10 protein-coding genes are annotated in these 13,786 nt (G+C 68.9%); 3 read left to right on the plus strand and 7 right to left on the minus strand.

From position 1 onward, the window contains the following. The first annotated feature begins 278 nt into the window (after nt 1–278). Nucleotides 279–2,501, plus strand: a complete 2,223-nt coding sequence (locus FB600_RS15595) for a TonB-dependent receptor (protein ID WP_098151413.1) — start codon at nt 279–281, stop codon at nt 2,499–2,501. Nucleotides 2,502–2,713: 212 nt separating this feature from the next. Here the strand turns inward: FB600_RS15595 and FB600_RS15600 are convergent, their stop codons facing one another. From FB600_RS15600 to FB600_RS15615, 4 genes are all read right to left on the minus strand, one after another. Next, on the minus strand, nt 2,714–5,599 hold the full coding sequence (locus FB600_RS15600) for a putative bifunctional diguanylate cyclase/phosphodiesterase (protein ID WP_227742707.1): 2,886 nt from the start codon (nt 5,597–5,599) through the stop codon (nt 2,714–2,716). A gap of 244 nt (nt 5,600–5,843) precedes the next feature. Continuing rightward, nucleotides 5,844–6,581: an N-acyl amino acid synthase FeeM domain-containing protein gene (locus FB600_RS15605; RefSeq protein ID WP_096752086.1), complete on the minus strand. Its 738-nt coding sequence runs from the start codon at nt 6,579–6,581 to the stop codon at nt 5,844–5,846. Between the two features lie 58 nt (nt 6,582–6,639). After that, nucleotides 6,640–6,834, minus strand: a complete 195-nt coding sequence (locus FB600_RS15610; protein ID WP_124076844.1) for a hypothetical protein — start codon at nt 6,832–6,834, stop codon at nt 6,640–6,642. 143 nt (nt 6,835–6,977) lie between these two features. Beyond that, nucleotides 6,978–7,826 (minus strand): ureidoglycolate lyase, encoded by an 849-nt coding sequence (locus FB600_RS15615; RefSeq protein WP_046574823.1) that lies wholly within the window; start codon nt 7,824–7,826, stop codon nt 6,978–6,980. A 560-nt stretch (nt 7,827–8,386) separates the two neighbouring features. On the opposite strand from FB600_RS15615, the gene FB600_RS15620 reads away from it, so the two are divergent. Both FB600_RS15620 and FB600_RS15625 read left to right on the plus strand, forming a co-directional pair. Then, the gene (locus tag FB600_RS15620) at nt 8,387–9,211 is read left to right on the plus strand and encodes an IclR family transcriptional regulator (RefSeq protein WP_096752087.1); all 825 of its coding nucleotides are present in this window, start codon (nt 8,387–8,389) and stop codon (nt 9,209–9,211) included. A gap of 124 nt (nt 9,212–9,335) precedes the next feature. Then, on the plus strand, nt 9,336–9,887 hold the full coding sequence (locus tag FB600_RS15625) for a hypothetical protein (protein WP_036055238.1): 552 nt from the start codon (nt 9,336–9,338) through the stop codon (nt 9,885–9,887). A gap of 207 nt (nt 9,888–10,094) precedes the next feature. Here the strand turns inward: FB600_RS15625 and FB600_RS15630 are convergent, their stop codons facing one another. The 3 genes from FB600_RS15630 to FB600_RS37740 form a co-directional block, all read right to left on the minus strand. Continuing rightward, on the minus strand, nt 10,095–12,461 hold the full coding sequence (locus tag FB600_RS15630) for a GNAT family N-acetyltransferase (RefSeq protein WP_096752088.1): 2,367 nt from the start codon (nt 12,459–12,461) through the stop codon (nt 10,095–10,097). Between the two features lie 531 nt (nt 12,462–12,992). Then, nucleotides 12,993–13,283 carry an H-NS family nucleoid-associated regulatory protein gene (locus FB600_RS15635; RefSeq protein WP_046574818.1) on the minus strand — a complete coding sequence of 97 codons (291 nt, stop codon included), beginning with the start codon at nt 13,281–13,283 and terminating at the stop codon, nt 12,993–12,995. A 102-nt stretch (nt 13,284–13,385) separates the two neighbouring features. Further along, a complete protein-coding gene (locus FB600_RS37740) occupies nt 13,386–13,673 on the minus strand; it encodes a hypothetical protein (protein WP_043279025.1) in 288 nt (95 codons plus the stop codon). Nucleotides 13,674–13,786: the final 113 nt, after the last annotated feature.

Consider the following 13,786-nt stretch of genomic DNA (forward strand, 5'->3'; position numbering starts at 1 on the left):
CGCCCTGGCCGTTCGCCGTCGAGCCCCTCGCCGCGGGCCTGCGGCCCTCTTCCCGCCTGCCGGGGGTCACCCCGAAGCTTCGCCGCCGTTGTTGCAAATAGAGATAAGAACTACTTTCAAGATGACAATGATTCGCATTTAATTTATAGTCGCGTCTTCATAAAAACGCCGTCCCGCCTTCGTCCGACTCGCAGGATCGATTGACGGAACGGCCGGCCCGCCCGGATTCCGAACGACGCCCTGGGACGGAGTTTTCTTCAATCCGTTTAGTGCGTCCTATGCCAAGCTTCCAAACGCCGTCCTGGCCCCTCTCGCCGATTTCCTGGGGCTGCCTCGCGCTCGCCGCCACCTGCGCCTTTCCCGCCGTCGCCATCGCCCAGAGCGCGCCGTCCTCGTCCGATACGAGCATGACCGGCAGCGCGGCCGCGCGTCCCGCCGCGGCACTGCCGACCATCGCCGTGAAGGGCAAGGTCGAGGAGCTGCCGGGCGATCTCTCGCCGACCTTCGGCGGCGGCCAGGTGGCGCGCGGCGCCGACTACGGCGTGCTGGGCAAGCAGCGCAACATCGACGTGCCGTTCAGCATGACGACCTATACCTCGAAACTGATCGAGGACCAGCAGGCCCGCACGCTGGCCGACGTGCTCGACAACGATCCGGCCGTGCGCAGCGCGTTCGGTTACGGCAACTTCTCGCAGGTGTTCATCATCCGCGGCTTCCAGCTCAACGGCGACGATGTCTCGCTGAACGGCCTGTACGGCGTCACGCCGCGCCAGTTGGTGGCCACCGACGCGGTCGAGCGGATCGACGTGCTGAAGGGCGCCAACGCGTTCCTGAGCGGCGCCTCGCCGACCGGCAGCGCGGTGGGCGGCGGCGTCAACATCCAGCTCAAGCGCGCCGACGACAAGCCGCTCACGCGCGTGACGCTCGACGGCAGCACCGGCGGCCAGGTGGGCGAGCACATCGACATCGGCCGGCGCTTCGGCAGCGAAGGCCAGTTCGGCATCCGCGTGAACCAGGCGAGCAGCGGCGGCTCGACCGACATCGACGACGCGCATCACCGCGCCACCACCCAGGCGCTCGCGCTCGACTATCGCGGCGACAAGCTGCGCCTCTACGCCGACTTCCTGCACCAGCGCGAACGCGACGACCAGGGCCGCTCGGTGGTCTACGTGAGCGGCACCGGCGCGATTCCCGCGCCGCCCTCGGCCACCCACAACTACGCCCAGCCCTGGGCCTACAGCGACCTGGAGGACACGGTCGGCCAGTTGCGCGCCGAATACGACTTCTTCCCGGGCTGGACCGCCTACGTGGCGGGCGGCGCGCGTCACACGGACGAGAACGGCATCTATTCCTCGCCGACCTACAACGCCTCGACCGGCGCCGTCACCGCCTCGCGCATGACGGTTCCGCACAAGGAAGACGCGCAATCGGCCGAAGCCGGCGTGCGCGGGCGCTTCGCGACGGGCCCCGTCACGCACTTCGTGACCGCCGGCGCGGCCTACACGCGCCTGAACAGCCAGTCGGCCTACACGCTGTCGGGCACCTTCCCGACCACGCTCGACAATCCGCCGGCGGTGCCCTTCCCGGGCAACAACCTGTACTCGGGCGGCAACATGTCCGACCCGGGCACCACCGCGATGACCTGGACGCGCAGCGTGGCCGTGTCGGACACGCTCGGCCTGCTCAACGATCGCGTGCTGTTCACCATCGGCGCGCGCCGCCAGTCGATCGCCGTCACCAACTACGGCTATACCGGCGCGGTCAGCAGCGTCTACGACCAGTCGGTCACCACGCCGGTATTCGGCCTGGTGCTCAAGGCGACCGACAACTGGGCGTTCTACGCGAACCGCACGGAAGCCCTGACGCAGGGCGGCACGGCGCCGACCACCGCGCGCAACGTAGGCGAGGTGCTCGCCCCGTACCGCTCGAAGCAATATGAAGTGGGCACCAAGTACGACGCCGGCCGCTTCGGCGCCGCGCTCGCGCTGTTCCAGATCGAGAAGCCGATGGCCTACACCGATCCCAACACGCTGATCTACGGCGCCGACGGCACGCAGCGCCACCGCGGCGTGGAGGCCTCGATCAACGGCGAACCGGTCAAGGGCCTGCGCCTGATCGCCGGCGCCAGCTACATCGACGCGACGCTGGAGGGCACCTCGGGCGGCACGAGCGACGGCAACCGCCCGATCGGCGTGCCGAAGTTCACCTTCACCGCGAACGCCGAATACGACCTGCCGATGCTGCAGGGCGCGACGCTGACGGCGCGCTGGATCCATACCAGCTCGCAGTATCTCAACGTCGCCAACACGCAATCGATCCCGTCGTGGAACCGCTTCGATATCGGCGCGCGCTACAAGACCGAGCTGTTCAAGAAGGAAACCACCTTCCGCGTGATGGTCCGCAACGTCGCCAACAAGTCGTACTGGGCCTCGACCATCGGCGGTTACCTGAGCCAGGGCGAGCCGCGCTCGATCTGGCTGTCGATGACCACCGACTTCTGATCGCCGTGTCGTGACGGGGCCGCGCTCGCGGCCCCTGTCGAAGCGACTCCGTCGTTCCCGCCTTGCCGGCGCGACCGGCCGCGCCCGCCACGGGCAGCGGCCCGGTGCGCCGCCCGCTCGCGGCGCGCGCCGGCCCGGTTCGCGGGTCTCCTCCTCTGCCCGCTGCCGGCCGGCGCCGCACGCCGCTCATCCCGTTCCCGCCCGCCGTTTCCTCAGCCCCGATCGCCCGCGCGCGCGGCGTCGTTCGCTTCCTCGCCCGCCTCGGCACCGGCCGGCGCCGGCTCGGCCAGCACCCGCCGGATCGAGTCGAGCAGCACCAGGTCGAGGCAGGAATCAGCGGCCAGGATCCGCTCCGGCATCACCGGCCGGCCGACCGCGTAACCCTGCACGTAGTCGACGCCGATCGCGCGCAGCGCCTCGAAGGTGCGCAGGTCCTCGACCCACTCGGCGATGGTGCGCATGCCGAGGTTGCGGGCCAGGTTGACCATCGACTCGACGATCGCGATATCGGCCGGGTGCTCGCACATGGTCTTGACGAACTCGCCGTCGATCTTCAGCGCGTCGGCCGACAGCGCCTTCAGGTACTTGAACGAGGTGTGGCCCGCGCCGAAATCGTCGAGCGCGATGCGGATCCCCATGTCGTGGGCCCGCGCGATGAAGTGCTGGCTGGTCTTCAGGTCGTGCAGCGCGACCGTCTCGGTGATCTCCAGGCACAGGTAATGGACGATCGAGGCATGCGCCTCCAGCCGCCGGAACAGCTCGGCGACGATGCGCTCGTCGTTGAGCGAGGCGCCGCTCAGGTTCACGCAGATGAAGCGCGTCTTCGTCAGCGCGGCCTGGTTGCGCTCGATCCACTCCAGCACCATCGACAGCACCCACAGATCGATCGCGCCGATGGTGCCCGAGCGCTCGAAGGCGTCGATGAAGTCGACCGCGCTGAGGATCGTGCCGTCGTCGCGCCGCAAGCGCAGCAGCACCTCGAAATCGAGCGACTCGGCCGCGTTCGTGACCGACATGATCGGCTGCATCGCCAGCACCAGGCCCTCGGGAATCGCATCCTCGCTGAGCGTGCCGATCAGCGCGATGTCGCGCGTGCGCCGCTCCAGGTCGAACGCGTCGCTGCGATAGACCACCACCTTGCCGTTGCCGTCGCGCTTGGATTCGCGGCAGGCCTGGTCGGCGTGCGCGACGATGTCCTGCACCGACATGTTCGGCAGGCACTCGACCACGCCGATCGAGGCCCGCACGCGGAACGCGCGGCTGCCGATCGGATAGGGCAGCGCGCTGACCGCGTGCTCCAGGCGCCGGCACAGCGCCGCGGCCTCGTCCACGTCCATCTCGGCGAACACGCAGACGAATTCGTCGCCGCCGATCCGGCCGATGGTGCCGCGCCCTTCCAGGCTCGCCGTCATGCGCACCACCAGTTGGCGCAGCACCTCGTCGCCGGCCGCGTGGCCGAACATGTCGTTGATCAGCTTGAAGCGGTCGAGGTCGACATAGGCCACCGACCACGACGGCCGCGTGCTGGTCAGCCCCTCCAGCACGCGCTCGATGCCGCGCCGGTTCAGCGCGCCGGTCAGCGAATCGTGCTCGGCCAGGAAGTGCAGCCGCGCGACCGCCTCGGCGCGCTCGGTCACCTCCTCGAGCGAGCCCTCGTAGGCGTTCTCGGAGAAGATCGCGCGCAGCGAATAACGGCGCCGGGCGGTGCCCGCGTCGGGCGAGCCGTTGATCTCGATGGCGCTTTCGCCGCGGCGCAGCGCCAGGTCGCGCAGGCGGATCCAGGAGCCTTCGTCGAAGAAATCGGTCCAGTGGCGGCTGCGATAGCTGTCGCGATCGAGCCCGAGCATCGCCAGCAGCGCCGGGTTGGCGCGCGTGAAGCGGCCCTCGCTGTCGAGCGTGAAGAGCCCCATCGGCGTGAGGTCGTAGGTGGTGCGCAGCTCGGTTTCGGACTTGTGGCGCAGGGCGCGATCGGCGCGCATCTGCTCGGCGATCGCGAAGGCCGCCATCATGCTCGAGACCAGCGCGGTGATCACCGGATTCAGGCCGCCGAACAGCATGCGCGTGCCGAGCGCGGCGGCGAACACCTCGGAGAGGATCGCGAACAGCACGAAGGACAGCGAGGCCACGTACCAGATCACGGTGCGCGAGCGCGCCCGCAACAGCAGGGTGACGAGCAGGTAGAGCAGCAGCAGCATGCCGGCGCCGGCCAGCGCCCAGAGCGCCGGCACGAATTGGCGGTAGGGCAGCACCAGCGACAGCAACAGCAACAGCAGGCCGCCGAGCTGCACGGTCTTGAGCAGCCATTGCAGCGAGACCCGCGCGATCTCGCGGCGGAACAGCCGGCCGAACAGCGAGACCGTGACGATGTAGTAGATCGCGAAGCTCAGTTGCCGGACCAGGTCGATCCAGGCCGGCGACAGGGTATGGCCGAGCCAGGCGTTGTCGAAGCCGAGCGCGTTGGCCGCCAGGCGCTGGTTGCCGACCAGCCAGACCGAGAACACCACGTAGGTCCACTCGCGGTTGATCATCGCGGTCACGAAGATGAAGATCGCCAGCGTCAACAGCCCGCCGCCGATCAGCGAGGCATTGCGCTCGAACTGCAGCCGCGCCGCCGTCAGCGCGCGGCCCGTCAGGCGGCTGGCCGTCACGTAGGCGGGGCCGCTGTAGAGGCCCCGGCAGAGGATCGGCGCGCCCGCGGCGGGCGTCTCCAGGCGCAGCGCGAAACCGGCCGCGGCCAGTTGCATCGCGCCTTGCGGGCTGACGCGATCGGCCGCGCCGAGCGGCGCCAGCGTGCCGGCATTCCAGCACGACAGCGACTTCGCGTGGCGCGACGCGAAGGCGAGGTAGTCGCGTGAATCGGCTGCCGGATTCACCGGCTGCGCGTCGAGCAGGATCCAGACCGGGTGCTCGGACAGGTGCGTGCCGAAGCGCCCCGTCACGGGCGCCTCGCGCAGCGCGCGCAGGGCCTCGGCCGGCGAGGCCCGGTCGCTGCCGTCGATGAAGGCGTGGAAATCGAGGGGAGTGGTCTCGATCGAGACATCGCCCGATGGCGATATCGTAAAGAACAGCGCGGTCGATATCGCCAGGATCGCGGGCACGAGATAGATCGAAAAGACATCGAACCAGCGGTCGAATGAGCGCCCGCCCGCCAGCTATCCGAATCCTGATGCCCAAGCCGACAGCCGCATGTCTGTCATCCCCCGTTTGTCGCTTACCAAAACGCATTCGATTCTAATCGGCCTTCATGCGCCGCGCTGTTATTAATTCTCACCAAGAAAGAATCGGAATCCATAGATGCTCCCGACTGGGCAGTCGGGAGCAACGCGCCGCTCGTCCCGCATCTCAGGCTTCGGGCACGCTCACGTCGATGTCGGGATGATGCGTGTCGAACACATAGCCGTACAGCGGGTGCCGCACCTCGGCCCAGCGCCGGCGCGCCGCGTCGACCCGCTTGGCGAGCACACGATGCGGCATGCCGCCGACATGCGCCATCGGGAAGAACTCAGGCCTGCCGTGCACATCCTCGAACAGCATCGCCTGGTATTCGCGATCGAGCGGCGCGCGCGCCGTGATCACCATCCAGTCGATCGCGGCCGAGCGGCAATGGAGAAACAGCGCCTTGCAGAGCGCGACCTTGACGGCGCGGCCGATCATGCCGCCGCGCACCGCGAGCCGGGTCGCCTCGGCCAGCCGGCAGCCGTCCAGCCAGTCGGGCAGCGCCACCGAGCTTTCCAGCGGCAGCGGGCCGTGCCGGTTGGTCTGGATTCGCATGGTGCCGATCGCCTCGCGATCGAGCCGCGATTCGGCCAGCAGCAGCACCGTGTCGTCGCGCCGGTCGCCGGCCTCGATCGTCATGCCGTCCGCGAATTCGGGCGTGTGCCGGCCATAGGCCGCGCGGCGCATCGCCAGCACGCGTTCGAGGTCGGCCTCGTCGCGCACCGCGCGGATCGTGAACGGCAGCCGCTCGCTGCGAAGCGGCGCATCGTCGGCAATGGGAACGATCGGGGCGGGAAGCGGTATCTCAGGCGGTGCTTGAAGCGGCGCCTCGACGGCGAGAAGGGAAGGGGAAACGCGGTCCATGGTCAACTCCGTGGCGAATCATCGGGAATCACATCGCGAGAGATGCCCGACTGTCGGGTCAACCGCGACGCGCGTCGAGATTCGCAGGAGTTCCGCAGCGAAATGTCACGAAAGCCTGGCCGGATTTCGCGCCCTTTTTTGCTCGATGGGGAGATGAAAATGGTGTCGAGATCGAACCGCGCTTCGACGCGATGACCGCCGCGCCCTTGCCGGTCGATCCGTGGATTTCAGGGGAGATATCGTGCTCGTCCACTGGCCGCATTGAGGAGGAGTCCTGCTCGATTGCGGCGGCGCGACGCTGTCTGGACCTGGCGGATCGCCCGCGCCGCCCGATCCGATATCGGGGCCGCGACGCGGCCCGATATCGAAACCCGCCGGCGCGGGCACGCGCGGAGCTCAGTCGGCCGCGCGCGTGAGCTGGCGCTGCTCGCCGAGGCCGTCGATGCCCAGGCGCACGGTCTGGCCCGGCTTCAGGTAGACCGGCGCGGGCTTCACGCCCATGCCGACGCCGGGGGGCGTGCCGGTCGAGATCACGTCGCCCGGCTGCAGGCTCATGCAACGCGACAGATAGGCGATCACCTCGGCCACGCCGAAGATCATGGTGCGCGTGCTGCCGTCCTGGTAGCGATGGCCGTCGACCTCGAGCCACAGCGAAAGCTGCTGCGGATCGGGCACCTCGTCGCGCGTGACCAGCCAGGGGCCGATCGGGCCGAAGCTGTCGAAACCCTTGCCCTTGTCCCACTGGCCGCCGCGCTCGATCTGCCATTCGCGCTCGGACACGTCGTTGATCACGCAGTAGCCGGCCACGTAGTCGAGCGCATCGGCTTCGTCGACATTCTTGCAGGGCCGCCCGATCACCACGCCCAGCTCGACCTCCCAGTCGGTCTTGAGCGAGTCGCGCGGAATCTCGATGCCGTCGTTCGGGCCGCACACGGCGCTGGTCCACTTGGCGAACACCACCGGCTCGCTCGGCACCGGCAGCCCCGATTCGGCGGCGTGATCGGCGTAGTTCAGGCCGATGCAGACGAACTTGCCGATCTGCCCGACGCAGGCGCCGATGCGCGGCTCGCCCGGCACCAGCGGCAGCGAGGCCGGATCGAGCGCGCGCAGGCGCGCCAGCGCGGCATCCGAGAGCGCCTCGCCGGCCAGGTCGGGGATCACCGCCGACAGGTCGCGAATCCGGCCCCCGGCATCGAGCAGGCCGGGCTTTTCCTGGCCCACCGGGCCGTAACGCAGCAGTTTCATGACGAACTTCCTCTGGTTGGATCACATGGACGAAATCGGCGCGGGACGATTGTGCCTGCGCAGCCGCCGGCTTGCCTCGCGGCGGCGGCTGCGACGGCGGCGGTCCCGGCCCGGTTGGCGATTTTTATCATCTGCGTGCGACGCCGGAATGATGGCTCACGGATATCCACTATTGCAGCGGCAGCCGAGGGCCCCGCCCGGGACCGGTTTCCTCCGCCGGAGGCCGCATCGTATGTTGTCAAACGACAACAGTTGCCGCCGAACCGGCGCCCGCTCGGCCGCCACGCGCCGAACTGACTGAAACGGCAAGGAAATCCGCCCCGCTCGCCGGGGCCGTGGCCAGGCCTCGGCGCACGTAAACATGCTTACTGTTCATTTCTTGACGTTTACTTTCCGGAAATAAACGGATCAACTGATGCACCCGCCATTGTGCGACCGCACGGCGGGAGCACGTCAGGCCCGGCGCGGGGCGCCTGCGTGCCGATCCGCCCCTCGTAGCCACAACCTGGCGCACCCCGTCCTCGGGACGCGAGCGCCCGATCATGCCACCACCACTCACGATGCCGACCATATCTGCCGCTCTCGCGAATTCCGCCACCTCCCCGTGCACGCCCGAGGAAGTCGAGCGCTATCGCGCACCGGCGCTCGACAAGGGACTCGATATCCTCGAACTGCTCGCGCAACGCAAGGAAGGCCTGACCCGCACCGAGATCACCAAGCAGCTCGGCCGCAACGCCAGCGAGATCTACCGCATGCTCGAACGCCTGGTGGCGCGCCAGTACGTGACGCGCTCCTCGTCCGGGGACCGCTACACGCTGAGCCTCAAGCTGTTCGCGCTGGCCCACCGCCATCCGCCGATGAACCGGCTGATCGACGAGGCGCTGCCGCCGATGCAGCGCTTCGCCGACACGGCCGGGCAATCCTGCCACCTGAGCGTCCACGACCGCGGCGGCCTGCTGGTGATCGCCCAGGTCGACGACCCGGGCGCCTGGGGCATCACGGTGCGGCTCGGCTCGCGCGTCGGGCTCACCGATACCGCTTCTGGACAATTGATGCTGGCGTTCCAGACGCCGGGCCAGCGCGAGCACATGCTCGGCGAGCACGCGAAACTCGCCGACGCGACCGGCCTCGACGAAGCCGCCTTCGAGGCAGCCGCCATCGGCGCGCGGCAGCAGGGTTGCCTGCGCCAGGCGTCTCGCCGGGCCCTGGGTGTTACCGATATCGCTGTTCCGGTGCTCGGGCCTTCGGGGCAGGCCATCGCGGTGCTGACCTGCCCTTACGTGCAGCGCATCGACACGCGCTGCGCGACGACGCTCGACGAAGCCACCGAGCTGCTGCGGCGGACCGCCGAGAGCCTGTCGATGGCCAGCCTGCAAGCGGCCTGAACGCCGGCCCCGGCGCGTCGCGTGAACGGCACCGCGGCACGCGCGCTGGATCGCATCGGCGCGCGACGCTAAAATAGCGACCCTTTCGCAAACCGACGCCCGTCGATCCGGCGGCGCGCGCACGATGACCCTCATGGCCAAACTTCTGACCGATATCGAATTCCAGCGTTTTTCCGAACTTCAGCAGAAGCAGGCAAGCTTCACGATCACGCCCGAGGAGGCGGACGAGCTGCGCGACATCGTCGCGCGCGCCCAGAAGAAACGCGACGATCGCGCCGCCGCGATGCAGGCGATCGAAGCCTACATCGAGCAGTTCGACATCTCGCCCGACGAGCTGTTCTCGCCCGAGCAGATCGGCGACGCGGCGCGCACCTACGGCCTGATCTCGGCCAGCAAGAAGGAGCGCGTGCTGCCGCCCTCGATCACCTTCAACGGCAAGCCCTACCAGTGGACCAAGACGCTGCCCGACGAGGTGCGCGGCGCGCTGTTCGAGGCCTTCACGGCCGGCGAATCGGTCAAGCGCTTCATCGCGATGCCCAAGGACGTGGCGCGTTGCGCGCTGACGATCGCGCGGCTCGAGCGCGAAACCGGCGCCGTCTACGCGGAGGCGCTGCTCGAGGAACTGGCGCTGTCGCGCCCGCTGATCGACGACGCCTCGAACAAGCTCGCGGCCTGAACTCCGCTTGAAAACAGACAGGGCCGCTGGCGTCATCAACGCCGACGGCCCTGCATCTCGCGATTCGCTTGCTACGCGACGGCGTCGTTCGATCTCGCCGCCTTCTCCGCCGCCCCCGTAAAACCTCACCTCCGCTCCCGCATCGGCTCACCTGTCGCCTCGCTGCGCGACGGCGAAGCCGCGCGCGACACGCCGCGTCAGCCGCGATCAATCCCGCAGCTTCAAGCGGAACGCGACCACACCCGGCTCCTCGCCCGCGCTCACCGCGAAACCCGAGGCACGCGCCAGGCCGATCATCGCGCCGTTCTCGCGCAAGGCCTCGCCGATCAGCCAGTGCGTGCCGCGCGAGCGCGCGTAGTCGATGATCTGCCCCATCAGCAACCGCCCCAGCCCGCTGCCCTTCTGGTCGGGGCGGATCGCGATCGCGAACTCGGCGGTTTCGTTGTCCGGGTCGGCCACCGCGCGCACCACGCCCAGCGTCTGCCGCTGCCCGTCGTCATCGTCGGCGGTGGCGATCAGCGCCATCTCGCGGTCGTAGTCGATCTGCGTCATGCGCGCCACCTGCGAGTGATCGAAGCTGCGGATCGAGCCGAAGAAGCGCATGCGCAGATCGTCGGGCGTCATCGCGCCGAGCAGCGCCGTGTGCGCGGCCTCGTCCTCGGGGCGGATCGGCCGCACCGTCATGGTCCGGCCGCGCCATTCGAACTGCTGCTCCAGGCGGCGCGGATACGGCATGATCGCGAGCCGTCCGCGCCCCGTCGCGAAACGCAGCCGCGCGTCGCGGATCGTCACGTGCCGGGGCAGCACGCGCAGCACCAGCGACAGTGCAGCCAGTTCGCGCACCTCGCAGACCGCCTGCGACAGCGCCATCAGCGCCTCGAGCAGCGGCTCGGGCTCGGCGCGGCGCGAATAGGGCGAGCGGCGCACCACGGCGCGCGCCAGCACCGTGTTGAAAGGCGGCAGCCCATAGACCACCAGCGGCGCCGACGCGCCGTCCGCCGCCGGCACCGAGTAACGGAATACCGGGCCGAAGTTCTGGTCGTCATGCATCTCGACCGTGACCTCGACGATGATGTCGCGCGCATCCGCGTCGGTCTGCACGCCCTGCAGCCCGAAATGCGCGAGCCAGGCGGCGGCCTGCGCGCCGTCGAGTTCGGCCGGGCCCCGCGCGAGCGCAGCGCGCGCTGCCTCCTGCGCTTGCACCACCGAGGCCGGCGGCTCGGGCGGCGAACCTTCGGGCGTCTGCATCAGCAGCTCGCGGCCAAGCCGGTAGTCGACCAGCCGCGCATAGGCGCGCGCCAGGCGCTGCGGCGTGGTGTGCACGGGGATGCCGTGCGCGTGCAGCGCATCGCGCGTGGCCGCGTCGACGCCGCCGAAGAAGCAGGCGACGATACCGCGCGAGGCGCTTCGCTGCGCCTCGATCAACTCGCGCGCCACGGCCTCGACGGGCGCGTTGTGCGAGGTGGCATGCACCACGAACAGCGTGCCCGCCGCGCCGTGCGCGCCGAGCGCTCGCACCGCGGCACCGAACGCCTCGGGCCGCGCGTCGTCGCCGAGCAGCAGGGGGTTGCCCGCCTCGATGCCGCGCGGCAGCGGCAGCACCGCGGCCAGCGCCTCGGTGGCCGCGGCCGGCCACGGCGCCAGGCGCAGATCGCCGGCCGCGCCGAGCGCGTCGACGGCGAGCTTCGCCACGCCGGCATCGCTGGTGATCACGGTGGCTGCATTGCTGTCCGCGATGCGGCCGACGCCGAGCGTCTCGACCTCGTCGAGCAGGTCGTCGAGCGCCTCGACACGCACCATGCCGGCCCGCTGGAAGGCGGCCGTGTAGAGCGCGTCGCCCGGATCGGCGCGCCCGGTGCGCAGCGCCAGCACCGGCTTGTTGCGCGCCGCGGCCCGCGCCGCCGACATGAACTTGCGCGCCGATTTCACGCTGTCGAGTTCGAGCAGGATCGCGCGCGTGCCGGGATCGCTGGCCAGGTAATCGAGCACGTCGCCCGCGTCGACGTCGGCCTCGTCGCCGAGCGCCACCGCGTGCGAGAAGCCGAGACCGCGCGCGTGCGCCCAGCCGAGCGCGGCATTGGTGAGCGCGTTCGATTGCGAGACCCAGGCCACGCCGCCGGCATTCACGCGATAGGCGGGCGCGCCGAAATGCGCGTTCAGGTGCGGCGTGATCACGCCGAGGCTGCCGGGCCCGACCACGCGCAGCAGATGCGGCCGGGCCGCCTCCAGCGCGCGCTCGACCGAGGCGCGCTCGGCGGCCGTGCGTGCCTCGCCGACCAGGATCGCGCCGCGCGCGCCCCGCGCGCCGAGCTGCTTGATGATGCCGGGCCAGGTGGCCGGCGGCGTGCAGACGATCGCCAGCGAAGGTGCCTCGGGCAATTGCGAGACGCGCGCGAACACCCGTTGCCCATCCAGCTCGTCGTACTTGGGATTGACGGGCCAGGCGGGGCCGGCGAAGCCGCCGTCAAGCACGCGGCCCCAGACGATCGCGCCGATGCTGCCGGCGCGGCGGGACGCGCCCACCACCGCGACGGATTTCGGTCGGAACAAGGCATCGAGATTGCGGACGGTCACGGCGTCTCCCCAAGGCATGCCGCGTATGACGCGACGGTGAGCCGTAGCATAGGGGAAGGCCGGGGGCCTGCCTATAGCTCGGGCGCCGGCCGGCGCGGCCCATTGCGAGCCGGATCAAGGCCGCGCCGGGCGGGCCGCCGCGCGCCTTGCCCGGCGCTTTGCCGGGCTCGCGCTCGCAAAGGTGAGGTTTTTCGGGAGAGAGGGTGGACGGCTCGGGAGCGAAGGTGAGGAGATCCGGGAGGGGCCGCAATTCGCATGCCGATCGGCCATCCCGGCGCCGCGAAACCGCGGTCGGCGCGACGACCGAATTGCCCCGGCCTTGCCCGAGCCCAAACGCGAATTCGCTTCGGATTAAGGCCAAAGCCCTTATTTACCAGGGTATTTCACGGGGATTCAAGTTCAGGCGCCACTGGGAAACATAATTAGAAATATGTTCCACACGCGCGCATTTTCCCCAAAACAAAACGGTGCGAACGACACGCAGTCGATTCGCACCGTTGCAGAAGGCGCCAAAGGTGAGACTTTCCGGGATCAGTCCTTGATCAGGAAACGGTTGCGATTCTTGCCCAGCCAGGCCGGGGCACGGCCGCGGCCGCTCCAGGTCTCGCCCGTCTTCGGATTCAGGTATTTCGGCGGCAGCGGCTTTTTCGGTTTCGCGGCGGCGCCGATGCTGCGGAAACCGAGCTCTTCGGGCGTGATGTCGTATTCCGCGATTTTCGCCTTGATATCGGCAATCGCGTCGGTGATGGCCTTTTCGCGCTCCTTGTCGATTTTCTGCTGCAGCTTCTCGAGCTGGGCCGTCAGTTGCCTATAGGTCGCCATATCGAATCCGACTCCTGAATGGTTATTTGGACAGTATAGAAATCAATTCAAGCGGGGTTCATTTTTTTTCGCGCGCCGCGCTCGTCGCGCAAACGACTCCGCTCAATTGGCGCGATTCGAGCGGCAGGCGAACAGCAGGCTGCGGGTGCCGTTGTTGACCGATTGCTGGATCGTGTCGAACTCGCCGCCGCAAATGCCGCGCGCATTCTGGAAGCAGGTATCCCAGGGGCCGCCTTCCGGACATTGCACCTGGGTGGTGGCGCGTCCATCCGGCGTAAACAACGGCGCGCCGCCACCGCATCCGGCGAGGCTCGCGAACAGGGCAATCGTCAATGCCAGTCGGACGGCAGGCTTGCGCGACGAACGCGCTTTCGCCAGTCGATATGTCATGGAGGGTTCCGGTCTGTATGCTTTTGGGACGACGCGAGTATGCCATGCCGCCCCGCTCGAAAGTCAATTCGAGTCGCGATAAAAACCGGCTTCGCCCGCTATACGGGAAATAG

The sequence above is a fragment of the Burkholderia sp. SJZ089 genome (genome assembly GCF_007828315.1).
GTDB classification, from domain to species: domain Bacteria; phylum Pseudomonadota; class Gammaproteobacteria; order Burkholderiales; family Burkholderiaceae; genus Burkholderia; species Burkholderia gladioli.

What these genes read in the sequence shown, in the direction of transcription:
- FB600_RS15605 (WP_096752086.1), bottom strand. Translation starts at nt 6,581, where the DNA reads ATGGACCGCGTTTCCCCTTCCCTTCTCGCCGTCGAGGCGCCGCTTCAA.
- FB600_RS15635 (WP_046574818.1), bottom strand. Translation starts at nt 13,283, where the DNA reads ATGGCGACCTATAGGCAACTGACGGCCCAGCTCGAGAAGCTGCAGCAG.
- FB600_RS37740 (WP_043279025.1), bottom strand. Translation starts at nt 13,673, where the DNA reads ATGACATATCGACTGGCGAAAGCGCGTTCGTCGCGCAAGCCTGCCGTC.
- FB600_RS15615 (WP_046574823.1), bottom strand. Translation starts at nt 7,826, where the DNA reads ATGAAACTGCTGCGTTACGGCCCGGTGGGCCAGGAAAAGCCCGGCCTG.
- FB600_RS15620 (WP_096752087.1), top strand. Translation starts at nt 8,387, where the DNA reads ATGCCGACCATATCTGCCGCTCTCGCGAATTCCGCCACCTCCCCGTGC.
- FB600_RS15595 (WP_098151413.1), top strand. Translation starts at nt 279, where the DNA reads ATGCCAAGCTTCCAAACGCCGTCCTGGCCCCTCTCGCCGATTTCCTGG.
- FB600_RS15625 (WP_036055238.1), top strand. Translation starts at nt 9,336, where the DNA reads ATGACCCTCATGGCCAAACTTCTGACCGATATCGAATTCCAGCGTTTT.